The organism is Streptomyces johnsoniae (genome assembly GCF_031845565.1).
Classification (GTDB): Bacteria; Actinomycetota; Actinomycetes; order Streptomycetales; family Streptomycetaceae; genus Streptomyces; species Streptomyces johnsoniae.
In genome coordinates, this window is record NZ_JAVREV010000012.1 from 207,449 (window position 1) to 234,055 (window position 26,607).

18 protein-coding genes are annotated in these 26,607 nt (G+C 75.5%); 6 read left to right on the plus strand and 12 right to left on the minus strand.

Annotation, left to right across the window (positions count from 1 at the left end; all coding sequences use genetic code 11):
• Position 1: 1 nt before the first annotated feature.
• The 3 genes from solA to RM779_RS21770 all read right to left on the minus strand — a co-directional run bounded on the left by solA (position 2) and on the right by RM779_RS21770 (position 4,586).
• The gene (gene solA, locus RM779_RS21760) at positions 2 to 1,153 is read right to left on the minus strand and encodes an N-methyl-L-tryptophan oxidase (protein WP_311619415.1); all 1,152 of its coding nucleotides are present in this window, start codon (positions 1,151 to 1,153) and stop codon (positions 2 to 4) included.
• A gap of 47 nt (positions 1,154 to 1,200) precedes the next feature.
• Positions 1,201 to 3,660 carry a GcvT family protein gene (locus tag RM779_RS21765; RefSeq protein WP_311619416.1) on the minus strand — a complete coding sequence of 820 codons (2,460 nt, stop codon included), beginning with the start codon at positions 3,658 to 3,660 and terminating at the stop codon, positions 1,201 to 1,203.
• A gap of 140 nt (positions 3,661 to 3,800) precedes the next feature.
• A complete protein-coding gene (locus RM779_RS21770; protein ID WP_311619417.1) occupies positions 3,801 to 4,586 on the minus strand; it encodes an IclR family transcriptional regulator in 786 nt (261 codons plus the stop codon).
• An 81-nt stretch (positions 4,587 to 4,667) separates the two neighbouring features.
• On the opposite strand from RM779_RS21770, the gene RM779_RS21775 reads away from it, so the two are divergent.
• From RM779_RS21775 to RM779_RS21785, 3 genes are read left to right on the plus strand one after another with little or no spacing between them, the layout of a single operon-like run.
• Positions 4,668 to 5,855, plus strand: a complete 1,188-nt coding sequence (locus RM779_RS21775; protein ID WP_311619418.1) for a lycopene cyclase family protein — start codon at positions 4,668 to 4,670, stop codon at positions 5,853 to 5,855.
• 11 nt (positions 5,856 to 5,866) lie between these two features.
• A complete protein-coding gene (locus tag RM779_RS21780) occupies positions 5,867 to 6,580 on the plus strand; it encodes a methyltransferase domain-containing protein (protein ID WP_311619419.1) in 714 nt (237 codons plus the stop codon).
• A complete protein-coding gene (locus RM779_RS21785; protein ID WP_311619420.1) occupies positions 6,577 to 8,235 on the plus strand; it encodes an FAD-dependent oxidoreductase in 1,659 nt (552 codons plus the stop codon). Before RM779_RS21780 ends, RM779_RS21785 begins: the two co-directional genes overlap by 4 nt.
• On the opposite strand, the gene RM779_RS21790 is transcribed toward RM779_RS21785, so the two are convergent.
• The 6 genes from RM779_RS21790 to fdh all read right to left on the minus strand — a co-directional run bounded on the left by RM779_RS21790 (position 8,184) and on the right by fdh (position 16,973).
• Positions 8,184 to 9,161 carry a DUF5914 domain-containing protein gene (locus tag RM779_RS21790; protein ID WP_311619421.1) on the minus strand — a complete coding sequence of 326 codons (978 nt, stop codon included), beginning with the start codon at positions 9,159 to 9,161 and terminating at the stop codon, positions 8,184 to 8,186. The two genes, RM779_RS21785 and RM779_RS21790, sit on opposite strands and share 52 nt — an antisense overlap.
• Complete coding sequence (locus tag RM779_RS21795; RefSeq protein ID WP_311619422.1) at positions 9,158 to 10,162, minus strand: phytoene/squalene synthase family protein; 1,005 nt, start codon at positions 10,160 to 10,162, stop codon at positions 9,158 to 9,160. The genes RM779_RS21790 and RM779_RS21795 overlap by 4 nt, the downstream gene beginning before the upstream one ends.
• Entirely contained in the window at positions 10,159 to 11,682 is a 1,524-nt protein-coding gene (gene crtI, locus RM779_RS21800; protein ID WP_311619423.1) for a phytoene desaturase family protein, read from the minus strand. The genes RM779_RS21795 and crtI overlap by 4 nt, the downstream gene beginning before the upstream one ends.
• A gap of 138 nt (positions 11,683 to 11,820) precedes the next feature.
• The gene (nrfD, locus tag RM779_RS21805; RefSeq protein WP_311619424.1) at positions 11,821 to 12,858 is read right to left on the minus strand and encodes an NrfD/PsrC family molybdoenzyme membrane anchor subunit; all 1,038 of its coding nucleotides are present in this window, start codon (positions 12,856 to 12,858) and stop codon (positions 11,821 to 11,823) included.
• Positions 12,855 to 13,712: a 4Fe-4S dicluster domain-containing protein gene (locus RM779_RS21810; RefSeq protein ID WP_311619425.1), complete on the minus strand. Its 858-nt coding sequence runs from the start codon at positions 13,710 to 13,712 to the stop codon at positions 12,855 to 12,857. Before RM779_RS21810 ends, nrfD begins: the two co-directional genes overlap by 4 nt.
• Before the next feature lie 3 nt (positions 13,713 to 13,715).
• A complete protein-coding gene (gene fdh / locus RM779_RS21815) occupies positions 13,716 to 16,973 on the minus strand; it encodes a formate dehydrogenase (RefSeq protein WP_311619426.1) in 3,258 nt (1,085 codons plus the stop codon).
• A gap of 162 nt (positions 16,974 to 17,135) precedes the next feature.
• Between fdh and RM779_RS21820 the strand changes: the two genes are divergently transcribed.
• The gene (locus tag RM779_RS21820) at positions 17,136 to 18,602 is read left to right on the plus strand and encodes an MFS transporter (protein WP_311619427.1); all 1,467 of its coding nucleotides are present in this window, start codon (positions 17,136 to 17,138) and stop codon (positions 18,600 to 18,602) included.
• A 54-nt stretch (positions 18,603 to 18,656) separates the two neighbouring features.
• On the opposite strand, the gene RM779_RS21825 is transcribed toward RM779_RS21820, so the two are convergent.
• Both RM779_RS21825 and RM779_RS21830 read right to left on the minus strand, forming a co-directional pair.
• Positions 18,657 to 21,713 (minus strand): alpha-mannosidase, encoded by a 3,057-nt coding sequence (locus RM779_RS21825; RefSeq protein WP_311619428.1) that lies wholly within the window; start codon positions 21,711 to 21,713, stop codon positions 18,657 to 18,659.
• A gap of 189 nt (positions 21,714 to 21,902) precedes the next feature.
• Positions 21,903 to 24,095 (minus strand): ROK family protein, encoded by a 2,193-nt coding sequence (locus RM779_RS21830; protein ID WP_311619429.1) that lies wholly within the window; start codon positions 24,093 to 24,095, stop codon positions 21,903 to 21,905.
• Positions 24,096 to 24,438: 343 nt separating this feature from the next.
• Here RM779_RS21830 and RM779_RS21835 point away from each other — a divergent pair, with 343 nt between their 5' ends.
• Positions 24,439 to 25,221, plus strand: a complete 783-nt coding sequence (locus tag RM779_RS21835) for a transglycosylase SLT domain-containing protein (RefSeq protein ID WP_311619430.1) — start codon at positions 24,439 to 24,441, stop codon at positions 25,219 to 25,221.
• A gap of 164 nt (positions 25,222 to 25,385) precedes the next feature.
• Complete coding sequence (locus tag RM779_RS21840) at positions 25,386 to 25,616, plus strand: hypothetical protein (RefSeq protein WP_077059819.1); 231 nt, start codon at positions 25,386 to 25,388, stop codon at positions 25,614 to 25,616.
• Between the two features lie 37 nt (positions 25,617 to 25,653).
• Here RM779_RS21840 and RM779_RS21845 read toward each other — a convergent pair whose 3' ends face one another.
• Positions 25,654 to 26,496 carry an SAM-dependent methyltransferase gene (locus tag RM779_RS21845; protein ID WP_311619431.1) on the minus strand — a complete coding sequence of 281 codons (843 nt, stop codon included), beginning with the start codon at positions 26,494 to 26,496 and terminating at the stop codon, positions 25,654 to 25,656.
• Positions 26,497 to 26,607 lie beyond the last annotated feature (111 nt).

Here is a 26,607-nt window from a genome sequence, read left to right on the forward strand (position 1 = left end):
GCTACCGGCCTCCCAGCCGGCTCGGGCGGAACAGCTCGATGGGGTGGGGCGTGGTGCCGGTGAGGGCGAGGTCGGCGAGGATCTCGCCGACGACGGGGACGAATTTGAAGCCGTGGCCGGAGAATCCGCAGGCCACGGTGACCTGTTCGTGCGCCGGGTGCGGGGCGATCACGAAGTGCTCGTCGGGGGTGGTGGTGTACATGCAGGTCACGGCGCGCAGCAGGCGGCCGGGCAGGTCGGGCAGCCGGGCGCCGGCGTGCGCGGCCATCTCGCGCGCCTCCCGGGGGTGCACCGTGCGGTCGATGGTGTCGGGCGTGCAGACGCTGCCCTTGCGGAAGAACGCGACCTTCGCGCCGCCGTCGGGCCCTTCGATCGCGGGGAAGCCGTAGATCTGGGTGCCGGCCGCGTCCTCCCAGATGTAGACGGGGTGCCGTTCCGGCTCGAACGGCGCGGTGCCGCCGACCGGCGCGAACCAGTACATGACCTGCCGTTCGATGGTGAACGGCACGCCGAGGTCCGCCAGTTGCTCCGGCGCCCAGGCGCCGGGGCAGACCACCAGATGGCCGGCGGTGTACACGTCGTCCGGGGTCGTGACGCGCACGCCGCGCCCGCCGGGCAGCGCCGTCCAGTCGGTGACCGGCTCCTGGTAGTGCAGGTCGGCGCCCGCCGCGGCGGCCAGCTTCAGCTGCGCGGCGACCGTGGCCTCCGGGCGCAGCAGCCCGGCCCTGGCCTCGTACAGCGCGATCTCGTCGTCCTGCGGGGCGAGGGTGGGGAAGCGGGCGCGGATCTCCTTGGCGTCGAGCAGCTCGTGCGGCAGCCCGTGGGCCGTGGCCGAGCGCAGGCTGCCCGCCACGGTCGTGCTGTCCGGGCGGCCGATCATGAGCCCGCCGCACAGCAGCGCGATGGCGCGGCCCGCCTCGCGTTCGAGACGTTCGTACAGCTCGTAGGCGCGCAGCAGCAGCGGAACGTAGTCGGGGCCCTCGAAGTAGGACTGCCGCGTGATGCGCGAACCGCCGTGGCTCGAGCCGCGGTCGTGGACCGGGCCGAAGCGTTCGAGGCCGAGCACGCGGGCGCCGCGCGCGGCGAGGTGGTCGGCGGCGGCGCTGCCCATGCCGCCGAGGCCGAGCACGATGACGTCGTAACGGGAAGCCATGCCTCTCCCTTCTCGCGTCCTGTCCCCGCGGCCGCGCGCGGCCCGCCTCAGCGGCGGATGCGGGTCATCTCCGGATCGAGCAGCGGCTCGGCGCGGACGGTGGCGGGCACCTTCTCGCCGAAGTACTCGATGTGCACGCCGGTGCCCGGCACCGCGAGGGCGGCGGGCAGCCAGGCGTAGGCGATGGCGCGGCCGACGGTGTGGCCGAAGGCCGCGCTGGTGACGTAGCCGACGGGCCCCGCCGACGAGGCCGCGTGCACCGGCTCGCTGCCCAGCACGAGGGCGGCGGGGTCGTCCAGCGTGAGGCAGGCCAGCCGGCGCCGCGCGGTGGCCTCCGACCGGTCCGCGAGGGCGTCGCGGCCGATGAAGTCGCCCTTGTCGGCGCGGACCGCGAAGCCGAGGCCCGCCTCGTACGGGTCGTGTTCCTGCGTCATGTCCACTCCCCAGGCGCGGTAGCCCTTCTCCAGCCGCAGACTGTTGAACGCGGCACGCCCGGCCGCGAGGATGCCGAGCCGCTGCCCGGCCTCCCACAGCGTGTCCCACAGCCGCAGCCCAAGGTCGGCGCTGGTGTACAGCTCCCAGCCCAGCTCGCCGACGTAACTCAGCCGCAGGGCGGTGACCGGCACGTGGCCGATGTGCCCGCGCCTGGCCGTGAAGTAGCGGAACGCCTCGTGCGAGACGTCGATGTCGGCCAGCGGCTGGACGAGTTCCCTGGCCAGCGGACCCCACACGCCCAGGCAGCAGGTGCCGGGCGTGACGTCGCGGACGGCGACCGAGCCGTCCGCGGGCGCGTGCCGCAGCAGCCAGTCCGTGTCGAGCGGCCCGTTGCAGCCGATCTGCCAGCGGTCCTCGGCGAGGCGGGCGGCGGTGATGTCGGAACGGACCCCGCCCGCCTCGTCGAGCAGCAGCGTGTAGACCACCGCGCCCGGCCGGCGGCCGACCCGGCCGGTGGTGAGGCGGTCGAGGAAGGCGAGCGCGCCTGGGCCCGAGACCTCAAGGCGCTTCAGCGGGGTCATGTCGAACAGCGCGACGCGTTCGCGCGTGGCCAGGGCCTCGGCGGCGGCGATCGGCGACCAGTGCCGCGCGGCCCAGGAGTCGCGGGGCGGGGCGGCGCCGGGCGGCAGCGACTCGGCGAGCGGGGCGTTCGCCTCGAACCAGTGCGGGCGCTCCCAGCCCGCCGACTCCAGAAGGTGCGCGCCGAGTTCGCTGTGCCGCGGGTGGAAGGGGCTGGTGCGCAGCGGCCGGGGCCGCGCGGGCGGGTCGAGCGGGTGGATGATGTCGTAGACCTCGACGAAGCTCTGCGCGCCGCGGTCGGCGATGTAGGCGGGGGAGAGCTGCGCCTCCTCGAACCGGTGCACGTCGCAGGCGTGGACGTCGGTGCGGGGGCGGCCCTCGGCCAGCCATTCGGCGACGGCGCGGGCCACGCCCGCCGAGTGCGTCACCCAGACCGCCTCGGCCAGCCACAGGCCCGGCACCTCGCGGACCTGGCCGATGAGCGGCATGCCGTCCGGCGTGAACGAGAACACGCCGTCGAACCCGTCCACGCCCCCGCCCCCGCCCCCGTCCCCGTCCCCGTCCCCGGTCTCGTCCGCCGTGCCGCGCAGCGCGGGGACCAGCTCGGCCGCGTCCCGCAGGGAGGGCGCGAACTCCGCCGCGGAGAACGGGAGTTCAGAGGCGGTCAGGGCGGAGGGGTCGACGGGCATGGGCCGGTGGGCGTAGGAGCCGATGCCGAGCCGGTCGCCGTGCTGGCGGAGGTAGAGGTCGCGGTCCTGGTGGCGCAGGATCGGCAGGCGCGCGGCGGGGTCGAGGGCGGGCAGCGGCGCGGTGCGGGCGTACTGGTGGGCCAGCGGCAGGAGCGGCACGGTGACCTTGGCCATCGCGCCGACGACCGGGCCCCAGAAGCCGGCGGCGCACACGACGGCGTCGGCGGGCACGTCGCCCCGGTCGGTGCGCACGCCCCGCACGCGCCCGTCCGCGTCGCGTTCCAGGCCGGTGACGGTGTGCCCGCCGCGGAACGTCGCGCCGCGCGCGATGGCGCGTTCGGCCTGGAGGCGGCAGGCCAGGGCCGCGTCGGCGAGCCCGTCGTCCGGGGTGTGGAGGCCGCCGAGTACGCGGCCGGTGTCGAGCAGCGGCCACAGTTCGGCGCACCGGCCGGGAGTGACCGGCTCGGCCTCGACGCCCCAGGACGCGGCGAGGCCGGCCCGGCGGGACAGGTCGGCCAGGCGCTCGGGCGTGGTGGCGACCTCAAGGCCGCCGACGGCGGAGAAGCAGCCGAGCGAGCGGTACTTGTCGATCGTGTACCGGGCGAACTCGGAGAGCACCTTGGCCGGGCTGGTCGCGAAGACCAGACCGGGTGCGTGGTAGCTGGAGCCGGGGCCCGCGAACAGCGGCCCGCGGTCGAGCACGGTCACGTGCCGCAGCCCGCGGGCGGTCAGTTCGTCGGCGAGCGCACAGCCGACGATGCCCGCGCCGATGATGACGACATGCGTTCCCGCCTCCGCTGCCATGGCCCGCTCCTCTCACCGATGCGTTGCGCATGGCGCGCTGCGTTGCGCCATGTGGGACATGGTGAGAAGCGCTCCGGGCAGTGTCAAGGGGGAGAAGGCACGGCGCACACAACGGAAAACGAACCGAAAATGGCCGGAAATCAGCTGCCGTAGCCCAGGCGCCTGGACAGTTCGGCCGCCGCCGCCATGCAGCTTTCGGCCAGCGCCGACAGCCGGTCCCCGCCCATCCGGTACACGGGGCCCGAGACGCCGATCGCCCCGATCACCGTCCCGTCGTACCTGCGCACGGGCGCGGCCACCGCGTTCAGCCCGTCCTCCAGCTCCTGCTGCGTGACCGCGAAGCCGTCGGCCGCCACCGCGTCCGCCTCCGCCCGCAGCGCCGCGGCCGCGGTCACCGTGCGCTCCGTGAACCGCTCCTGCTCCTGCGCGAGCAGGCTCTCCCTGACGGGCGTCGGCAGCGCGGCGAGCAGCACCTTCCCGCTGGCCGTGGCGTGCAACGGGGTGCGCCGCCCGAGCCAGTTGTACGCCGCCACCTCCGCCGTGCCCCTGGCCTGCATGATGTTGACCGCGGCATCCCCGTCGAGCACCGCGACGTTGGCCGTCTCGCCGGACTCGTCCGCGAGCCACCGGCAGACCGGCGCGCTCTCCTGCGAGATGTCGAGCCGAATCGCGGCGGCCCCCGCCAGCCGCAGGATTCCGGCCCCCAGGTAGTACTTGCCGCGCTCCTTCTCCTGGTCCACGAGACCGCGGCTCTCCAGCGCCCAGAGCAGGCGCGACGCGGTGGACTTGTGCACCCCCAGCTCGTCCGCGATCTCGGTGACCCCGGCCCCGCCGTTCCTCGCCAGTACCTCGAGCACGCTCACGGCCCGGTCCACCGACTGAAGGGACCCGGCCACCCCCCGCCGCCCGTCATCACCGTCTGTCATGGCCCCAATCGTAGGCGCCGTCACCCCGGTGGACCCGTGTCGGGCGGCGGCGGTCCTGGCCGGCTGGTGGAGCATCGGGGGGTGGTGGATGCCGTAGTCGTCGGGGCCGGTGCGGCCGGGCTCTCCCTCGCGCACCGGCTCACCGGGGCGGCCGGGGCGGCCGGGGCGGAGGTGGTGCTCGTGACGGCGCCCGAGGGCCCGCTGCGCCCCGCCGAACGGACCTGGTGCTGGTGGGAGGCCGGTCCCGGGGAGTACGACGAGGCCGTGGTCGCCGCCTTCCCGCGGCTGCGCGTCCGCGGCCGGGCCGGGGATGTCGCCGAACGGCGCCCGGGGGCGCTGCGTTACAAGATGCTGCGGTCCGGCGGCTTCGAGGCGCTGATCCGCGGGCGGCTCGCGGAACGGGCCGGGTTCAGGGCCGTGACGGCCGAGGTCAGCTCCGTGCGGGACGCGCCGGGCGGCGGCGCCGAGGTGCGCGGCACCGCGCCCGACGGGCGGCCCGTCGTACTGCGCGCCCGCTGGGCGTTCGACTCACGACCGCCGCGGCGCCTGCCGCCCGCCCGTACCACGCTGCTCCAGCACTTCCGCGGCTGGTTCGTGCGGGCGGGGCGCGGCGCGTTCGAGCCGGGCGTGGCCGAACTGATGGACTTCAGAACCCCGCAGCCGCCGCGCGGCCTGTCGTTCGGCTACCTGCTGCCGCTCGGGGAGCGCGAAGCGCTGGTCGAGTACACCGAGTTCTCGCCCGCCCCGCTGTCCGACGCCGCCTATGACCGCGCGCTGCGGCACTACACGCGGCACGTGCTCGGGCTCGCCGACCCGCACGTCACCGCCGTCGAACAGGGCGTCATCCCGATGACGGACGGCACCTTCCCGCGCCGCGCCGGGCGGTCGGTGTTCCGCATCGGCGTCGCGGGCGGGGCCGCGCGGCCCGCGACCGGCTACGCGTTCGCCGCCGTACAGCGGCAGAGCCGCGCCATCGCCGACGCCTTCCGGCGCGGCCGGCCGCCGGTGCCGCCGCCCCCGCACTCGGCGCGCTCCCGCGGCATGGACGCGGTGCTGCTCGCCGCCCTCGACGCCGGGCGGGTCAGCGGGCCCGACGTGCTGACCCGGCTCTTCCACGAGGTGCCGACGGAACGCCTGCTGCGGTTCCTCGACGGGCGCACCCGCTGGTGGGAGGACGCCGCGGTCGGACTGCGCATGCCGGTAGGACCCATGCTGCGCACCGCGGCGGAACTGCCGTTCCGCCCGCGCCGGAACGCTTCGGGAAAGTGAGGGAACACCCCATGACGCTGCTTCGCGACCGCGAACTCGCCGCGGCCTTCGACCGCGCCGCCGTCGGCTACGACCGGCTGGTCGCCGTCAACCCCGGCTACCACGCCCACCTGCGCCGCTCCGCCCGCCGCCTCGGGCCGCGGCAGGTCCCGGGCGGCGGGCGGCCGCGGCTGCTCGACCTGGGCTGCGGCACCGGGGCCTCCACGGCCGCGCTGCTCGCCGCCCACCCCGGCGCCCGGATCACCGCGGTGGACGCCTCGGCCGGCATGCTGGCGCGGGCCGCGGCCAAACGGTGGCCCCCCGGCGTCGCGTTCGTGCACGCTCCGGCGGAGCACCTCGAACGCGCGGGCGTCACCGGCCCGTTCGACGGCGTCCTCGCCGCCTACCTCTTCCGCAACGTCACCGACCCGGACGGGCTGCTGACCGCCGTGCGGCGGCTGCTCGCGCCCGGCGGGCGGCTCGCGGTGCACGAGTACACGCTCAGCGGCCGACCGCTGCACCGCGCGGTGTGGACCGCCGTCTGCCGCGGCCTCGTCTGCCCGGCCGGCGCCCTCACCGGCGACCGGCTGCTGTACCGGCACCTGTGGCACAGCGTCGCCGGCTTCGACACCGCCGCGGCCTTCGCGGACCGCATGGCGCGCGCCGGCTTCCGCGGCGTGCGCGCCGGGACCATGCCGGGCTGGCAGCGCGGCATCGTGCACACCCTCGTCGGGACCGCGCCGTGACCGGCCCCGGCCGCGACTTCGGCCGCGACTTCGGCCGCGACCGGCGCGCCGTGGTGCTGCCGGCGGCCGGCGGGCGCGCGCGGGTGGCGGGGACGCCGCCGCGTACCGCCGTGATCGGCGGCGGCATCGCCGGGCTCGCCGCCGCCACGGCCCTGGCGGAACGCGGCGTCCGCGTCACGCTGTTCGAACGCGGTGCCGGTCTCGGCGGCCGCCTCGCCGGCCACCCCGTGACGCTGGCCGACGGCTCGGCCGCCACGATGACGCGCGGCTTCCACGCGTTCTTCCACCAGTACTACAACCTGCGGCAGCTGCTGCGCCGCGCCGATCCCGGGCTGCGCATGCTGACCGGCCTGCCCGACTACCCGCTCCAGCACCGCGACGGCGCCCGCGACGGCTTCGCCCGCGTGCCGCGCACCCCGCCGTGGAACGCGCTCGGCTTCGTCGCGCTCAGCCCCTCGTTCCGCGTCCCTGACCTCGCCGGGATGCGCCCGGCCGCGGCGCTGCCGCTGCTGGACGTGCGGGTGCCGGACATCTACCGGCGCCTCGACGGGACCAGCGCGCACGACTTCCTGGCGGGCATCGGGTTCCCCGCCGCCGCCCGGCATCTGGCGTTCGAGGTCTTCTCCCGCAGCTTCTTCGCCGACCCGCGCGAACTGTCCGCCGCCGAGATGGCCCTCATGTTCCACATCTACTTCCTCGGCTCCGCCGAGGGCCTGCTGTTCGACGTGCCGTCCGAGCCGTTCCCCCAGGCCCTGTGGGAGCCGCTGGCCGCCTGTCTCGCGCGGCTCGGCGCGGAGTTGCGCACCGGCGCCGCCGCCGAACGGGTCACCCCGGCGGGGAACGGCCTCGATGTGACGGCGGACGGGCCGGCGGAACGGTTCGACGCGGCGGTGCTCGCCCTCGACACCGAGGGCCTGCGCGGCCTCGTGGCGCGCTCGCCCGCGCTCGGCGACGCGGAGTGGCGGGCGCGCGTCGGCAAACTGCGCACCGCGCCGCCGTTCCTGGTGTCGCGGTACTGGCTGGACCGGCCGGTGGCCCGCGACCGGCCCGGGTTCCTCGGCACCGCGGGCTACGGCGCGCTCGACAACATCACGGTGCTGAACGCCTTCGAGGGCGAGGCCGCGCGGTGGGCCGCCCGCACCGGCGGCTGCGTGCTCGAACTCCACGGCTACGCCCGGCCGGTGGGCGCGGACCAGCGGGCCGAGCGGCGCCGGCTGCTGGCCGCGGCGCACGAGGTGTACCCGGAGCTGCGCGGCGCGCGGACCGTCGACGCGCGGCACGAATGGCACGCCGACTGCCCGCTGTTCCCCGTCGGCGGCCACGCCGGGCGGCCGACCGTGCGCACCCCCCACCCGGCGGTGATGCTCGCGGGCGACCTGGTGCGCACCCCGCTGCCGGTCGCGCTGATGGAACGCGCCGCCACCACCGGCTTCCTGGCCGCGAACGCGCTGCTCGCGCGCTGGGGCGTGCGCGGCCACCCGCTGCGGACGGTGCCGCGGCGCGGGCGGTCCGCCGCCTTCCGGGCGCTGGCCGCGCTCGGCCGCCCCACGCAGCCCACGCAGCCCATGCAGCCCACGCAGCCCACGCAGCCCACGCAGCCCGTTCAGCCCGGGAACGCGCCGCGTTCGCGCAGCGCCCAGCGGCGCTCCGCGTAGGCCAGGTCGTCCCGCCACAGCCGGGCCGCCGCGGCCCGCATCAGCGGCCTGGCCAGCGGGGCCGCGGCGCGGGCGAGCGCGAAGCCGGGGCGGTGCGAGGTCGCGACGACGGCCTCGATCACGGCGGTCCGCGGCGCGCCGTCGGGGCCCGGGCCGAGCGGGGTCGCGTGCGTCTCCACGACCGAGCCGCGGCCCTCGCCCTCCTCGATCAGCATGGTGACGGTGCGCGGCCCGGGCGCGGTGAAGACCGCGCGCACCGGCACCACGGCGCGCCCCGCGACGCGGAACGAGACGTCGACGGCGAGGCGGTCGGGCGCGTCCGCCACGACGGTCAGGTCCACGAAGGAGTACGGGTGGAACCAGGCGCCGTGCCACGGGTCGAGGCGGTTGGCGACCACGTCCTCCGGCTCGCACCTGCCGGTGCCGGTGAACACGGAGTGCAGCGTGCCCGCGGGCCCGGGACGGGCGGGCACCGGCGGCGCGGCCAGCGGTTCCTCGCCGCCGAGCCCGTCCAGGCGCACCCAGGCCAGCACGCCGTCGTCATGCGCGGGGAACGGCTCCCAGCCGGCGAACGGCCTGCCGTCCAGGGCGAGTCCGTGCCAGTGGCACAGCAGCCGGCCGCAGCGGACCCTGCTGTCCTTCAAGGGCGCGCCCAGATGCGGGCACGCCCCCTGCCCGGCCAGCAGCCGGCCGGCCCGGTCGCGCCAGGCGACGACCTCGGTGCCGCCGACCGTCCGGCCGAGGGGGCGTTCCGCGGCGATGTCCGCGGACCCCGCGAGCACATACCAGTTGCCCGCGGTCCTGGCCGTGGCGCGGGCCAGCGCCTCGGCGATGAGGGCGGGCCTGGCGGCGCGCCAGGTGGGGCGCTGGTCCTCCCAGGCGGCGCGGCGGCGCAGGCGCAGCGGGTAGGGGGCGCGGGCGGTCATGCGGGGCTCCGTTCGGCCGGTGCGAGCGCCGGGGCGCGGTCGGCGGCCCGCGCGCGCCGGCGGGCGGCCAGGGCGCGGGCGAGGCCGTCGAACGCGACGGCGGCGCGCCGGTGCCGCGGCACGGCGGCGCGGCGGTGCAGCACGGACCAGCCGTCCGCGGCGACGGCGTCGAGGATGCCGCCGTACAGGGTCAGGGCGGTGCGGATGCAGGGCCGCGCCACCGGATCGAGCATCGCGACGCCGGGCGCGGCCTCGCGGTAGACGCCGCGGGTCAGCGCGGCGGCGGCCATCAGCGCGGCGGTGATGCGCCGGTCCCGCGAACCCGTTCTGCGGCTCCAGCACAGCAGTTCGCGGTCGGCGCCGTGCGCGGCGAGCAGGTCGGCGGGCAGGTACACCCGGCCGCGGTCGAGGTCCTCGCCGACATCGCGCAGGAAGTTCGTCAGCTGGAACGCCTCGCCGAGCGCGGCGGCGTGCGGCGCGGCCTCCGCGCGCGGCACGACCGTGCCGAGCACCGGCAGCATCTGGAGCCCGATGACGGCGGCCGAGCCGTACATGTAGCGGCGCAGGTCCGCGTAGGTGGGGTAGTCGGTGACGACCAGGTCGCTGCGCATCGAGCCCAGGAACGCGGTGAAGTAGCCGGGGTCGATGCCGTAGCGCGCGGTGGTGTGCGCCAGGGCGCGCACCACGGGGTACCCCTCGTCCGTTCCGCTCCCCTGGGCGGGCCCGGTGGCGAGGCGGGCCGCGAGGCGCGCGGCGAGCGCGTCCAGGGCCCGCGCGCGCTCCCGCGGCGCCGTCTCCCGGCCCAGGTCGTCGACGATGTCGTCGGCCCAGCGCGCGAATCCGTACAGCGCGTGCACCGCGGGGCGGCGGTCGGCGGGCAGCAGGCGCGTGGCGAGGAAGTAGGTCTTGCCGTGCCTGGCGTTGAGCCGCCGGCACTGCGCGTAGGCGGCGCGCAGTCCAGGACCGGTGATGCCGGCGGCGTCGAGTTCGCGGGCGGTCACGACGCGAGCGCGATGGTCGTGCGGGACCGGTCGCCGCCGCGGAGCCCGGTGACGCGGGCCGCGGCCAGCTTCCCGGAGAGCAGCACGGGCGGCACGCCCACGCCCGGCGTGGTGCCGCAGCCGGCGAGCACGGCGTTCGCGAGTCCGCGCACCAGGTTCCGCGGCCGGAACGGGCCGGTCTGCGCGAAGGTGTGCGCGGCGGAGAACGGCGTTCCGGCGGCGTGCCCCTGCCGCGCCCAGTCGGCGGGGGTGACCAGGTGCGCCTGTTCGATCGCGCCGCCGAGGCCGGTGAGTCCGCGGTGCTCCAGCTCGGCCACCAGCTCGTCGCGGTAGCGCGGGCCGAGCGCCTGCCAGGTGTCGGGGCCCGGGCCGATGCCGGTGTGGGGGCAGGGGGCGAGCACGTAGTGCAGGTGCTTGCCCGGCGGGGCGAGGGACGGGTCGTGCGTGGTGGGGCGGGTGATGAGCAGCGACGGGTCGGTCATCAGCCGCCCGCCGCGGGTCAGCTCCTCGAAGGTGCGGCGCCAGGCGCGGCCGAACGACAGGGTGTGGTGACCGAGTTCCGGCCAGGTGCGGGAGGTTCCGGCGTGCAGCACGACCGCGGACGGCGCGTGGCGCAGCGGCAGCGGGCGGCGCGGGACGCGGCCGAGCAGCCGGTAGGCGGTGGGGAGTTCGCAGCTGAGGACGACGGCGTCGCAGGGGATGCGCAGCCCCGCGGCGGTGTGCACGGCGGTGACGCGGTCGGCGGCGCGTTCGAGCCGGGTGGCCTCCTGCGCCCAGTGGAACGTGCCGCCCGCCTCGGCCGCCGCCTCGGCCAGCGCGCGCGGCAGGGCGTGCACGCCGCCGCGCGGGAAGTACACGCCGGCGACCGTGTCCATGTAGGCGATGACCGCGTACGCCGCGAGCGCGCGGGCCGGCGGCACGCCCGCGTACAGCGACTGGAAGGTGAAGACGCGCCGCAGCCGTTCGTCGTTCAGGAAGCGGCCGATCTGCCGGTCGAGGCGGCCGAAGCCGCCGAGGGCCGCGAGGCGGGCCAGGTCGGGGTGGAGCAGCTGGAGCGGCGAGTCGAAGTTGGCGTCGATGAAGCGCCGCCGCTGGGCGCGGTACAGCGCTTCGAGCCACCGCCGCAGCCGCAGGTAGCCCGCGGCCTCGCGCGGGCCCGCGCACCTGCGGACCTCGGCCTCCATCGCCTCCGCGCCGGTGTGCACGTCGATGCGGCTGCCGTCGGCGAACCGCGCCCGGTAGGCGGGGTGCAGCGGAACGAGGTCGAGGCGGTCGCGCAGCGAGGTCCCGACGGCCGCGAACGCCTCGTCGATCAGCTCCGGCATGGTGAGCACGGTCGGCCCGGTGTCGATGCGGTAGCCGCCCAGGTCGAGCCGCCCGGCCCGGCCGCCGGGCCCCGGGGACCGCTCCACGACGGTGACGCGGCGCCCGGCCCCGAGCAGGTGCAGGGCCGCGGCGAGCCCGGAGAGACCCGCGCCCACCACGACGACGTGGCCGGTCGGCCCGGCCAGCCGCCTCACCGGCCGGCTCCGGAGTTCGGTTCTGCGGTTCTGCGGTGTCGTGGCATCGCGCGTCCTTCCGTGTGCCGGGCACCCGTCCGGGCGGCCCGTCGCAGGCGTTCCCCGCAACGGGTCCCGGCGCTCGCGGCGCGCCACGATTCAGCCCGTTCGGCCCACACCTCCGGGGCGGGAACGCTGCGGCTCGACGGTGTACTTGGGGTCGCGGGCCGAGGCGAGGCCGGCGTGGAAGAGGCCGAAGCGGGTGCACACCGACGCGGCGAGCAGCGCCGCGCCGCTGAGCGCCGCCGCCCGCCGGCTGCGGCGGGAGCGCAGCGCCGCGCCGGCCGCGCCCGCCGTGCCCAGGACCTCGGCGGCGCGCAGCAGGCGGCCGGCCGTGCCCTGCCGGTAGGTCTCCGCGATCATTCCGGTGCGGCGGCGCAGGGCGTGCATGGCGGCGAGTTCGGCCGCCGTGCCGAGCACGGCGGCCCGGCGGGCGGGGCCGTTCTCCGGCAGCGGGCCCGTCAGCAGCGCCATGCCGGCCGCCGCCGCGGCGGCGGAGCCGGTGAACAGGTAGGGCAGTTCGCGGTGGCCCTCGTGCCAGGCGGGTACCGCCGTGTCGGCGATCAGCACGCCGGTGTAGGCGGCGACCGCGGGGCCGAACACGGCCGCCCCGCAGGCCGCGGCGCGGCCGGCCCGCGGGAAGCGGCCGGTCACGTCGGCCGCCGCGGCGGCCCCGGCCAGCGGGCCGTAGCCGACGAGCAGCCAGGAGCCGATGCTCATGGGGGAGGTCGGTTTGAAGACCCGCAGCATGTTGAGGAAGCGTTCGGGGCGGCCCAGGTCGTGGATCAGCGCGGCGGCCGACAGCGAGACCGCGCCGAGGGAGCTGAGCTTCATGGCCCGCGCGGTGCCGCGCCTGCCGGTCAGTTCCGCGCCGGCCGCGAGCACGGAGCCGGCCCCGGCGAGCCCGCCGAGGAAGAGGTACCCGGCGATATCCGTGGCCGCCCAGTGCGGCACCTTCAGCACCGGCCGCCCGTAGTACGAGGTGAACGCGGCCTCCCGGGCACCGCGGCGCCGCCCGCCGTCCGGGCCGCCGTCGGGCCCGCCGTCCGGGCCGCCGTTCATACCGTTGCCGAACAGGGCCTCGCTGCCCGGCCGTTCGCCCCGCAGCCCGGCCCTGGTGACCTCCGCCCCGCTCATCGCCTGCCGCCCGCGAACACGGTCGCCAGGCCGGTGAGCAGCGCCGCCGCGGCGACGCCCGCGTGCCGCCACATCGCCGGCAGGTCGCGCGTGGTGACGACCGGATCGGGCGGCAGCCCGTACACCTCTGGCTCGTCGAGCAGCAGGAACAGCGCGCCCGCGCCGCCCACGCCGTCCGCCGGGTCCTCGCCGTACAGGCGCGCGTCGGGAACGCCGGTGGCGTGCAGCTGCTCCACGCGCGCCGCCGCCTTCTCGCGCAGCTCGTCCAGCGGTCCGAACTGGATCGATTCGGTGGGGCAGGCTTTCGCGCAGGCCGGTTCCTGCCCGGCGCCGAGCCGGTCGTAGCACAGGGTGCACTTCCAGGCCCTGCCGTCGCCCTCCCGCTGTTCGATCACCCCGTAGGGGCAGGCGGGCACGCAGTAGCCGCACCCGTTGCAGATGTCCTCCTGCACGACGACGGTGCCGAACTCGGTGCGGAACAGCGAGCCGGTCGGGCACACGTCGAGGCAGGCGGCGTGCGTGCAGTGCTTGCACACGTCGGAGGCCATCAGCCAGCGCAGCTCGGGCTGCGTCTGCTGGCCGCCGAGCGGCTTGTCCTGCTCGATGAACGCGACGTGCCGCCACGAGGAGGCGCCGAGCGCGCCGGTGTTGTCGTAGCTCATGCCGGTGAGGTCGAGGCCGTCCTCGGGGACGGCGTTCCACTCCTTGCAGGCCACTTCGCACGCCTTGCAGCCGATGCATACGGAGGTGTCGGTGAAGAAGCCGACGCGTTCTGGCGGCGCATCGGGCTCCACATCGGGTGCGCCGGGTGCGCCGGGTGCCCCGGGCAGCAGGTGCGGTTCGTGCGTGGTCATGGGTCAGACCTCCATGCCTGTCTGCTCGTCCGATCCGGCGCGTCCGCGGTAGTCCTCGACCAGGGCGCGCAGCGCCGGGCCGCGGGGGCGGCGCCCGGGGCGGATGTCCGCGGACAGCGCCTTGACCTCCTGGATGTGCACGTTGGGGTCGAGAACGATCGAGGACAGTTCGTTCGCCGCGTCGCCGCGGGTGTACCCGTTGGGGCCCCAGTGGTAGGGCAGCCCGATCTGGTGCACGGTGCGGCCGTCCGCGCGCAGCGGCGCCATGCGGCGCGTGACGAGGACGCGCGCCTCGATCGCGTTCCGCGCGGTGATGACGGTCGCCCAGCCGGCGTGCGTGAGGCCGCGCTCGGCGGCCAGTTCCGGGGAGACCTCGACGAAAAGCTCCGGCTGGAGTTCGGCGAGGTAGGGCGACCAGCGGCTCATGCCGCCCGCCGTGAAGTGCTCGGTGAGGCGGTAGGTCGTGACGACGTACGGGTAGACGCAGACCCGGCCGTCCCCGTCCGAGGGATGGTAGGCGTTGCCCTCGCGGGGGAACGTCAGCCGCACGGGTGAACGGCGGTGGCGCGGGTGCAGCGCGTTGCCGAACGGCGAGTCCTGCGGCTCGTAGTGCGTCGGCATCGGCCCGTCGACGAGGCCCGCCGGGGCGTAGAGCCAGCCCTTGCCGTCGCCCTGCATGATGAACGCGTCGTCGCCGCGGAGCGCCGCCACCCCCCACGCGTCCGCCTCCGGCACGTGATCCGGCGGGCAGGCGGCGGGGAAGTCCGGCACGTCGTGGCCGGTCCAGCGGCCCGCCGCCGCGTCCCACCACACGTACGCCTTGCGCTCGCTCCACGGCGTGCCGTCGGGCGCGGCGGAGGCGCGGTTGTACAGCACGCGGCGGTTGGCGGGCCAGGCCCAGGCCCACTCGGCGGCGACCCAGTCCTGCTCGGTGTGCGGTTTGCGCCGCGCGGCCTGGTTGACGCCGTCGGCGTACACGCCGCAGTAGATCCAGCAGCCGCACGAGGTGGACCCGTCGTCCTTCAGCTCCGTGTACGCGGACAGCGGGGCGCCGTCGGGGCCGCGGCCGTTGATCTCGGCGAGCACGGCATCGGCGATCGGTTCGCGGTGCGGTCCCGTCTCCGCGTAGTCCCAGGCCAGGTCGAGGAAGAGCCGGTCCTCCGGCCGGTCGGAGCCGGCCAGCTTCTCGCGGATGCGCAGGGCGAGGTGGTGGGCGAACCACAGTTCGCTGCGCGCGTCGCCCCGCGGTTCGACGGCGGCGTGGTGCCACTGGAGCCAGCGGTTGGTGTTGGTGAACGAGCCGGACTTCTCGGCGTGCGCGGCGGCGGGGAAGAAGAACACCTCGGTGCCGATGTCCTCGGTGCGCAGTTCGCCGGTGTCGATCTCGGGGCCGTCCTGCCACCAGGTGGCGGATTCGATGAGGGAGAAGTCGCGCACGACGAGCCAGTCGAGGTGGGCCATGCCGAGGCGCTGGAGGCGGGCGTTCGCCGAGCCGACGGCCGGGTTCTCGCCGAGCAGGAAGTAGCCCTTGCAGACGCCGTCCAGCTGGGCCATGACGGTGTCGTAGGTGCTGTGCGAGCCGGTGAGGCGCGGCAGGTGGTCGAAGCAGAAGCCGTTGTCCGCGGTGGCGGCGTCGCCGTAGTACGCCTTGAGCAGGCTGACCATGTAGGCGCCCATCTCGGACCAGTAGCCCTTGCGGGTGCGGACGGCGGCGACGAACGACTCCAGGTCCTGGTGGGCCTGGGCGTGCGGCATCGGCAGGTAGCCGGGCAGCAGGTTGAACAGGGTCGGGATGTCGCTCGACCCCTGGATGCTGGCGTGGCCGCGCAGCGCCTGGATGCCGCCGCCGGGGCGGCCGATGTTGCCGAGCAGCAACTGGAGCACGGAGGCGGCGCGGATGTACTGCGAGCCGACGGTGTGCTGCGTCCAGCCGACCGCGTACACGAACGCGCTGGTGCGTTCGGGACCCGAGTTGCGGGTCAGGGCGTCGCACACCTGGGCGAACCGCTCCGGCGGGACGCCGCAGACCCGTTCGACCAGCTCGGGGGTGTAGCGGGCGTAGTGGCGCTTGAGGATCTGGAAGACGCAGCGCGGGTGGGTCAGCGTCTCGTCCCGCCGGGGGCGGGGCGGTACGTCCTGGCCGCCGGAGCCGTGGGACTCCGAGCCGCCCGCGCCGTGCTCGACCGCGATGTCGTCCAGCCGCAGGTTGCGGTGCGGGTCCGGCTCCCCGGCCAGCGAACGGACCGCCGCGCCTTCGTACTGCCAGCTCGTCGGGTCGTAGCGGCGCCCCTCCTCGTCGAGGCCCGAGAAGACGCCGGCCAGGTCCTCGGTGTCGCGGTAGTCCTCGCCGACGATCGTGGCCGCGTTGGTGTAGGCGAGCACGTACTCGCGGAACTCCCTGCCCCGCGTGAGGACATGGTTGATGATCCCGCCGAGGAACGCGATGTCGCTGCCCGCGCGGATGCCGACGTGCAGGTCGGCCAGGGCGCTGGTGCGCGTGAAGCGCGGGTCGACGTGCACGATGGTGGCGCCGCGCGCCTTGGCCTCCATGACCCACTGGAAGCCGACGGGGTGCGCCTCGGCGTAGTTGGAGCCCTGGATGACGATGCAGTCGGCGTTCTGGAGGTCCTGCATGAAGGTGGTGGCGCCGCCGCGGCCGAAGGAGGTGCCGAGGCCCGCCACGGTGGAGCTGTGGCAGACGCGGGCCTGGTTCTCGATCTGGATGATGCCGAGACCCGTGAACAGCTTCTTCAGCAGGTAGTTCTCCTCGTTGTCCAGCACCGCGCCGCCGAGGCTGGCGATGCCGAGGGTGCGGGCCACGCGGGCGCCCTCCACCTCCCACTGCCACGTCTCGCGCCGGGTGCGGATGACGCGGTCCGCGACCATGTCCATCGCCTCGTCCAGGCCGATCGGCTCCCAGCCGGTGCCGTGCGGGCGGCGGTACAGCACCTGGTGGCGGCGGGCGTCGCCGGTGACGAGCTGGAGGGTGGCGGACCCTTTGGGGCACAGGCGCCCGCGGCTGACGGGGGAGGCCGGGTCGCCCTCGATCTGGACGATCCGCTCGTCCTTGACGTAGATCTGCTGGCCGCAGCCGACCGCGCAGTAGGGGCAGATGGAGTCCACCACGCGGTCGGCGGTGTCCGTGCGGGGCCGCAGCGCCGCGGTGCGGCGCGAACGGGCCGCCGCGCCGCGGCCGAGCGGGTCCTGGCCCGTCAGCTGCCGGTACACGGGCCAGTCCTGAACCCAGGTGCGCACGCCCATCGCCCGCCGTCCCTCCTTTTGCGCCGGTTTCGGCCTTTCCGGCCTGTGACGATGATGCGGCGGCGTCCGGTGGGGCGCATGCGGGGTGAGGCGAAAGAGAAATGCCGACGGGAGAAACGTTTAGGAACGGACCGTTCCTAAACGTCCGGCATCGTCGTCGGCATGGACAACACCACTGCCCCCCGCGACCGGCGCTGGCTCGGCCTCTTCGCGATCCTCGGCGCGATGATCATGAACCTGCTGGACGCCACGGTGGTCAACGTGGCCGCCCCCTCGATCCAGGCCGATATCGGCGGCACGGAGACCAGCCTCCAGTGGATCGCGGCCTCCTACACCCTGGCCCTCGCGGTCGGCCTGCTGACCGGCGGCAGGTTCGGCGACATGTTCGGCCGCAGGCGGGTGCTGCTGATCGGCGTCGCCGGTTTCGTCCTGGCCTCGGCGGCGTGCGCGCTCGCCTGGTCCCCGGGCACCCTCATCGGCGCCCGCGTCGCGCAGGGCCTGTTCGGCGCGGTGATGATCCCGCAGGCGTTCGGCCTGATCCGCGACCTGTTCCCGCCGCGGGAGATCGGGAAGGCTTTCGGCGCGCTCGGCCCTGTCATCGGCCTGTCCACGATCCTCGGCCCCGTCGTCGCGGGCCTGCTCGTCGACGCCGACGTGCTGGGCACCGGCTGGCGGATGGTCTTCCTCATCAACCTGCCGATCGGCGCGTTCACCCTGCTCGCCGGCTCCGCGGCGCTGCCCCGCGGGCGCCGCAGGCGGGACGTGCGGCTGGACGTGACCGGCGCGCTGGTGGCGGGCGCCGCGATCTTCCTGCTGGTCCACCCGCTGGTGCAGGGCCGCGAACTGGGCTGGCCCGCCTGGCTGTTCGCGGTCGCCGCGGGCGGCGCGGCGGCCCTCGCGGTCTTCGTCGCCCAGCAGCTGCGGCGCAAGCGGTCGGGGCGCACGCCGCTGGTGGAGTTCAGCGTGCTGGCGAAGCGTTCCTACACCTCGGGTGTCGCGTTCGTCGTCGTCTTCTTCGGCTCCATCGTCGGATTCTCGCTGGCCATGGGCCTCTTCCTGCAAATGGGGCTCGGCTTCGGGCCGCTGCGGGCGAGCGTGACCATGGCGAGCTGGGCGGTCGGCGCGTTCTTCGGCTCCGCGTTCGGCGCGATGGCGATGGCGCGCCTCGGCCGCCGCATCCTGCACCTGGGCCTGGCGCTGATGACCGCGGGGCTCGCCGGAACGCACCTCGTGCTCGGCCGCGCCGGGACCGGCGTGGACGGCGGCGATCTGGCGCTGCCGCTGGTCCTCTACGGCTTCGGCATGGGCATGATCTTCGTGCCGCTGTTCGACATCATCATGGGCGACGTCGACGACCACGAGGTCGGGTCCGCGTCCGGCCTGCTGGAGTCGTTCCAGCAACTCGGCGGCAGCCTGGGCGTCGCGATCCTCGGCACCGTCTTCTTCTCCGGCGTCGGCGCCGCCCCCGCGGTGGCCGACTTCGTCGGCGCGGCCCGCCACGTCACCCTGCTCGCCCTCGCCCTCACCGTCGCCGCCTTCGCACTCGGCTTCCTGCTCCCGCACCGGGCCAGGCAACAGCCCCCGGCCCCGGCCGACACCACCCAGGAACGCGAGCCCGCGCTGGTCTGAGCCCCCGGGCCCCCGCCGCCCACGCCCCGGGGCGTGGGCGGCGTTCCGGGGCGGTCAGGGCGTCGTGATGCGCAGGGTCAGGATCTCGAACGGGCGCAGGTGCAACGGGACTTCCGGGCCCGGCAGGGGTGCGGTGCCGGGAAGTGGGCGTTCCAGCAGGTCGACGGGGACGGCCACCGCCCCGGGGGCGTCCACCCGCAGCGTGGCCGTGGCCCGGCCGCCCAGCGCCTCGTACAGGCGGACCACCAGATCGCCCGACCGGTCGTCGGCGAGCTTGACCGCCTCGATCACGACCGCCTCGTGGTCGGTGACGGCCACCGGCGGGACGGCCGACGTGCCGGGCACGCGGCGTTCCGGCAGGTTGAACCGGTAGCCCTCGCGGACGGCGTCCGCGAGCGAGGCGCCCACCACCAGCGCGTACGCCAGGCGGTGGCGGCCCCGGTCGGCGTCCGGGTCGGGGAACCTGGGCGCGCGCAGCAGCGAGAGGCGCAGCGTCGTGGTGGTGCCGCCGTCCGCCCGGACGTCGCGGGTCACCTCGTGGCCGTAGCTGGAGTCGTTGACGAGCGCCACGCCGAACCCGGGCTCCTCGACGTGCAGCCAGCGGTGCGCGCAGAACTCGAACTTCGCCGCGTCCCAACTGGTGTTGGCGTGGGTCGGGCGCACCTGGTGGCCGAACGGGATCTCCCCGCGCGAGTGTTCCGCCCGCAGATCGAGGGGGAACGCCGCCTTCAGCAGCTTCTCCCGCTCCTGCCAGTCGATCACCGTGTCCACGTCCAGCCGCCGCGTGCCGCGCCGCAGCGTCAGCAGCTGCTCGACGCGGGAGTCGCCGAAGGTGCGGACGACGCGGATGCCGTCCGCCGCGGGCGCGACCTCGTCGGCCTCCGTCAGGTCGCGGACCGTGTTGCGGTAGAAGTCGTCGATGTCCCAGGCGTCCCACTGGTTGGGGAAGTCCTGGTGCAGCTGGAGCAGATTGGCGGGCGACCCGGGCGGCAGCGCCTCCCGGCCCGTGGCCAGGTCCCTCAGCGAGGTGACCAGGCCGCGCCCGTCGACCGTGACGCGCAGCAGCCCGTTGTCCAGCACCAGCTCGCCGTCCGCGCCCCGTTCGGCCGCTACCCCACCGTCCGCCGCGGCCGGGTCCGCGACCGCGCCGCCCAGCGCGGGCACGCCGCCGCGGGCGTGCGGCGCGGCGTTGAAGGCGACCTGTGCACCTTCATCGGCCGCCGGGCCGGCCAGCGCGGCGAGCGCTCGTTCGACCAGGCCGTTCAGCTCGGCGGCGACCGCGGCGTACGTGGCCTCCGCCTCGCGGTGCACCCAGGCGATGGACGAGCCGGGCAGGATGTCGTGGAACTGGTGCGTCAGCACCGTCTTCCACAGCCGGTCCAGATCCTCGTACGGGTAGGGCGCGCCGACGCGCAGGGCGGCCGTCGCCGACCACAACTCCGCCTCGCGCAGCAGGTGTTCGGCGCGGCGGTTGCCCTGCTTGGTGGCGAGCTGCGTCGTCAGCGTGCCGCGGTGCAGCTCCAGGTACAGCTCGCCGGACCACACCGGCGCCCGCGCGCCGTACTCGCGGTGCGCGGCCTCGAAGAAGTCCGCGGGCCCCTCGACGGTCACCCGCGGCGAACCGGCCAGGTCGGCGAGCCGTTCCGCGCGCCCCAGCATCTCGCGGGTCGGGCCGCCACCGCCGTCGCCCCAGCCGAACGGCACCAGCGAGCGGCCCGCCGGGCCCTTCTCCTTGAAGTTCCGCTCGCTGTGGGCGATCTCCTGCCCCGACAACTCGGCGTTGTAGGTGTCGACGGGCGGGAAGTGGCTGAAGACGCGGGTGCCGTCGATGCCCTCCCACCAGAAGGTGTGGTGCGGGAAGGTGTTCGTCCTGTTCCACGAGATCTTCTGCGTCATGAACCAGCGCACGCCCGCCAGCTTCATCAGCTGCGGCAGCGCGGCGTTGTAGCCGAACGTGTCCGGCAGCCACATCTCCTCGGTCTCGACGCCGAACTCCTCCAGGTAGAACCGCTTGCCGTGGACGAACTGGCGGGCCAGGGACTCCCCGCCGGTCAGGTTGGTGTCGGGCTCCACCCACAGGCTGCCGGCCGGCAGGAACTGCCCGGCCGCCGCCTTCTCCCGCGCCCGCCGGTACACCTCGGGCCGCTGCTCCTTCAGCCAGGCCAGCTGCTGGGCCTGCGACATCACGAAGCGGAACGCGGGGTGGTCGTCCATCAGCGCGGTCACGTTGGCGACGGTGCGCGCGGCCTTGCGGACCGTTTCGCGCAGCGGCCACAGCCAGGCGGTGTCGATATGCGCGTGGCCGACCGCCGATATGCGGTGCGCGTCGGCCGGGGCGGGCGCGGCCAGGACCGCGGCCAGCGCCTCGCGGGCGGCGGGGGCGGTGCCGGGGATGTCCTGGAGGTCGACCGCGTCCAGGGCGCGTTCCACGGCGTGCAGAACCTGCCAGCGGCGGGTGGACTCCGCGGGCAGCTCGGCCACCAGGCCGGACAGCACGTCGAGATCCTGGCACAGCTCCCACACGTCCCGCTGGAACACGGTCAGCTCGGCCCGGGCCAGCCGGTAGAGCGGCGCGCCCGCCTCGTCCGCCGCGCCCTCCAGCCAGGCGGCACGCGCGCCGAGGCCGGTCGGCAGGAACGGCACGCCGCCGGGGCCGCTGTCGAGGATCAGCGGGTTGGCGGCGGCCTCGACGTGGAACGTGAACTCCTCGCCGCCCGCCGCCTTCTCGGCCACGGTCAGCCACGCGTTGCGCGGGTTCAGCGCCTTCAGGGGCGTGCCGTCCGGGAGATGGACCAGGCCCTCCGCGGAGAAACCGGCCTTGGTGCCGTCGAAGCCGAGGTCGACGACGGCCTCGACGCGCCGCCCCGCCCACTCGCGCGGCACCGTGCCGGAGATGCGGAACCAGTGCGTGGCCCAGGCCGGGCCCCAGGGCTCGCCGGCGCGCATGGGCCGGTACGGCGCGGCGATGCCGTCGGCGACCGGCACCGGCTCGCCCGGTGCGGCCCAGCCGGCGACGTCGAGGGGGACGCCCGGCCGGTGGACGGCGGGCCACAGGCGCTGGGTCAGGACGCGGTGCAGGCGCCGTTCGGTCTGGGCGGGGTCGCGGTGCATCGGTACTCCGTGGGGTGGCGGCAGGTGGGAGCGGCCCGCGGCAACATGCGAACCGGCCTATTATGAAAATCCAATGGATGGATGAAGTCAACGCCGCGCGTCCCCCGGAGGCAGGCGTATGCGCACTCGGGGAACGGGCAAGGTGTCAAAGGTTTTTTCTGCCGGACAGGTCGTCAGGTCGTCAGGTCGTCAGGTGGCCCGCGCCTCGGCGCGGGCGTGGGTGCGCAGGCGGGGCGCGAAGGACGCGTGGAACACGCCGGAGGCCGCGCCGACCGCCGCCGCCGACTCGTTCAGCAGCGAATGTTCGACGTGGACCCGCCGCAGCCTGCTGGCCAGCGGGAACCGGTTGACCGCCGCGGAGATCTCGGACAGGAAGAGACCGGCGACCGGCGCCGGAACGGCGGGGCCGCCGACGATCAGCAGGGTCGTGTCCAGCAGGTCGGTCACGCCGGTCGCGCCCCTGGCGACGACCCGCGCGACCTCCCGGAACGCCCGCACGGCCCGCGCGTCCCCCGCCGCCGCGGCGGCGCACAGCGACTCGTACGCGCCCGGCGCCTGCGGCCACGTCAGCCCGGCCGCGGCGGCCTTGTCCAGCGCCGACGACATGGGCGCGCACTCCGGCACCCGGCCGGGCCCGCCCTCGGGGGTGAGGTGCCCGAGCGCGAACGCGCACAGTTCGCCGAACTCCCCGGCGTTGCCCGTTCTGCCGCGGTACACGTCGCCGTTGAGGAACGCCCCGGCCCCGGCGCCCGCGCCCAGGTACAGGTAGACGAAGTCGCCGGTGCGGGCGGCGGCGCCGATCCAGCGTTCGCCGATGGCCGCCGCGGTCGCGTCCTTCTCGACGGTGACCGGCACGCCCAGCCGTTCCGCGAGCGCGGCCCGCAGCGGAACGTCGCGCCAGCCGCTGAACAGCGGCGGGTCGTACAGCACCCCGGCGCCCGCGTCCAGCGGACCCGGCACCGCGATGCCGACGCCGAGCAGGGTGTCGGACACGGCCCGCGAGGCGGCGACGGCCTCCCGCGCCATGCGCGTCATGCTGTCGATCACCGAGTCGGGGTCCGCCCCCTCGCGCAGCGGCAGCACCCGCTGGTCGAGCACGCCGCCGCACAGGTCGACCACGACCTGCGTGATCATCTCCGGGTCGAGGTGGATGCCGATGGCGCAGGCCGCGTCCGCGCGCAGCCGCAGCGGCACCCGCGGCTTGCCCTTGCCGCCGGGGCGCACGGAGTCCTCGACCAGGAAGGCCGAGGTGAGCAGGTTGCGCGTGATGCGGGAGACCGCCTGCGGGGTGAGCCCGGTGCGCTGCGCGATCTCCACGCGGCTGAGCGAGCCCGCCTCCCTGATGCTCTCGATGACCAGCTTCTCGTTGAACGAGCCGAGCGCCAGCTGGTCGAACGCGCGCGGCGCCCGAGCCGTCGGCGGTTCGGGCGCCGCGCCCTCCGCCGGGCACCGCCACACCAGCGGCGCCGCCTGACCGGCGCGCAGCGCGTCGAGCAGCGAACCGTGCGCGGCCGCCGCGGCGGCCGGGCGGTGGCGCAGCTGGAGCTGGCAGACGACACCCAGGGTGGCGGGCCAGCTCATGAACTCGGGCGCGGTGTGCCAGGTGACGTCCGCGGCGGCCGGCCCGCCCCCGCCCCCGCCCTCCGGCGGCGCGCCGACGCCGCCGAACGCCACGGCGTGCACGCCCGGCGCCCCGTGCGCCGCGCCCACCTCGGCCAGCAGCTCCGCGAGCGCGGGCAGGGCATCGGCCCGCGGCCCCTCGGCCGTCGACGCGTTGCCCAGCGCCGTGCCCAGCGCGGCGTTCAGCGCCCGCCGCTGCTCGGCGGGCGCGGGCACGGCCGGCAGCGCACCGCCCGCGGGCTCGGGGGTGTCGGGGGTCTCGGCCAGCAGGATCACGGCGGCGTCCGCCGCGTGCCACAGGCCCAGCAGCCGCGGACGGAGCAGCGGCAGCGGCGGGGCGGTGGGCAGCGTGACGGCGGCGGCATCGCCGCCGGCCACGCCCCAGCGGCGCCACACCGCGCTCAGCGCCGTGTGGGATATGCCGAGGTGGTCGGCGAGCGCGCGGGCCGACCACGCCGGGCGCGGCGGGGGCGGCCCCGCCAGGGTGGCGGCGATCACGTCCGCCTCGTCGATGCGCGGCGGCCGGCCGCTGCGCGGCCGGTGCTCCAGGCCGTCGAGGCCCTGCGCGGCGTAGCGGCTGCGCCAGGACGACACGGTGGGGCGGGAGACGCCGAGCGTGCGGGCACTGTCGGAGACCGAGACCCCGGCGGCGGCGTCCAGGATGATCCGCGCGCGGACGTCCCGGTCCGGCCGTTCCCGCGACCACCTGCGCAGCGCCTCCTGCTGGGCGCGGGTGAGGGAGAACTCCGGGAGGTCGGGCATGAGCCCATACAACACCGTTCCGACCGCCTGGCGCGGGGCGGGCGCCGCGTGACGCTGCGTACCGGGCGCCGATCCCGGGGGTGAACGGGCGGGGGTCCCGCGTGACACCCGGCACGAGACGCCCGTCACATCCGAAGGGGAATAGGAGCGGGCCGCGGCCCGCCCCCGGGCAGGGCGCGGGCCGCCCCTCCGGACGGCGGTGCGGCGCCGTTCCCGGCCTACGAAGCGGGATCGCAGAAGGGGTCTTTGCAGGGGCGCCACGGCAGTTCCCATGCTGGGCCACGTCGCCATCCGCGGCACCCATCTCCCTCCCGTTCGCCCGCAAGGAACGAGGTACGTCTTCATGACCGCCAGCACCAACGACACCCGCACCACCGTGACCCGCACCGTCGCGCTGGCCGGCATCGTGACCGCCGGCGCCGCTGCCCTCACCCTGCCCTTCGCGCCCACCGCGGCCGCCGACGACGCGGCGGCCCACGGTGTCAGCGAGGCCGCCGAGCGGACCGCGGCCCCGGCGGCCTTCGCCCCGAACGACTCCGACGGGGTCATAGGGAAGGCCCCCGGCGCCGAGAACGACGAGCGCACCGAGAACACCGAGAACGACGAGCGCACCGAGAACACCGAGAACACCGGGCGTGCCGACGACGACGCGAGCCGTGACGAGAGCGGCGACGCGAGCCGTGACGACCGCGGCGACGACGGCGCCGGTGAGGTCGCGGACCGCGGCCGCGGCGCGGAGTACCGCGAGGACGGCACGCTGGTCACCATCCCCCGCCACGAGCAGCCCGAGCCCCAGCCCGCCTCGGACGAGGACATCGACCGCTGGATCGACGAGGCGCTCGAGGTCCTGGACGAGAAGGGCATCCCCGGCTCCTACGAGGGCATCCACCGCAACCTGATGCGCGAGTCCAGCGGTGACCCGCAGACGATCAACCTGTGGGACACCAACGCCCAGGAGAACATCCCCTCCAAGGGTCTGCTCCAGGTCATCGACCCGACCTTCGAGCAGTACCACGTCGAGGGCACCAGCAAGAACATCTACGACCCGGTCGCCAACATCGCCGCGGCCTGTAACTACGCCGCCGAGCGCTACGGCTCCATGGACAACGTCGACAGCGCGTACTGACCGGCGCCCGCCGCCCACCCGGCCCCGGCCCCCGCCCCGGCCCCGTTCCGGAACGACCTCGTTCCGGAACGGGGCCGCGCCGTGCGCCCCGCCCGTTCCTCTCGCAGACTGGTGCTGACACGGGCGGCCCGCCGGCCGCCGCCCCACGTCCGGGAGACGACGGCATGGTTACCGATCTGCTCGCCCATTTCCTGCGGCAGCTCAGCCCCGAGAACCGGCGGTGGCTGGAGACCCGGCCCGCCGACACGCAGCAGGCCATCGCCGAGGAGTGGCGGGAGACGGAGGGCGCGGGCGCCTCGCTGCTCAGCTCGGTCGACCTGGTCCCCGATCTGGTGGACGAGGGGGCGTCCGCCAACGCGTTCATCCAGAACGTGCGGGACGCGGAGAACTGGTGACGCCCCGGACGCCGCCCCCGCCGCGGGCCCGGCGGGCTCAGCTCTTGCGGCCGACGCCGCCCACCAGGTCCGCCACGAGCGCCGCCCACTCGGGCGAGTACCGGCCGCCGGGGTCCGGGCGCCAGGAGGTCAGCGCGACCACCCCCGGCTCGACGAGCTCAAGCCCCTCGAAGAAGCCGGCGATCTGCGCCGGCGAGCGCAGGTGGTAGGCGAGCGGGGCGGCGGTCGCGTTGTGGCGGCTCTGGATGTCTCGCCAGTCCGCCTCCGTATCGCAGATGTCGTGGGACATCAGGTAGCTGCCGCTCGGCAGGGCGGCCAGCAGTTCCCGCGCGATGGCGCGCGCCTCCTCGTAGTCGGGTACGTGGCCGAGGATGCCGCTCAGCACGAGCGCGACCGGCCGCGACAGGTCGAGCGTCTCCTTCGCGGCGGCGAGGACCGCCTCGGGCTCGTGCAGGCTGGCCTCGTGGTACGAGACGGCTTCCGCGGGGGTGGAGCCGAGGAGCTGGCGGGCGTACAGCACCGTCTGCGGATCGTTGTCGGCGTAGACGACGCGCGATCCGGGAGCCGCCCGCTGCGCGATCTCATGCGTGTTGCCCGCGCTGGGCAGGCCGGAGCCCACGTCCAGGAACTGCCTGATGCCCGCGTCGCGCGCGAGGTAACGCACGGTGCGGCCCAGGAAGTGCCGGGTGGTGCGCACCCTTTCCACCAGCCCGGGGTAGGTCACCGCGAATTTGTTCCCCGCTTCGCGGTCCACGGCGAAGCTGTGCATGCCGCCGAGCCAGTGGTTCCAGGTGCGCGCCTGACTTCTCAGCGTGGTATCGATCTCCGCGGTCGGCTCGATGGTCGGGTGGGGAGCGTGCGAAGCGCCTTGAGTCGTCACGCTATGCACGGAACCAGGGGTGAGCGCCACGGTAAAGAAGGTGCGGGCAGGTCCAGCGCGGATGCGCGGTATCGACCGGCCCCGCGCGCGGCACGCGCGCAGGTTCGCGGC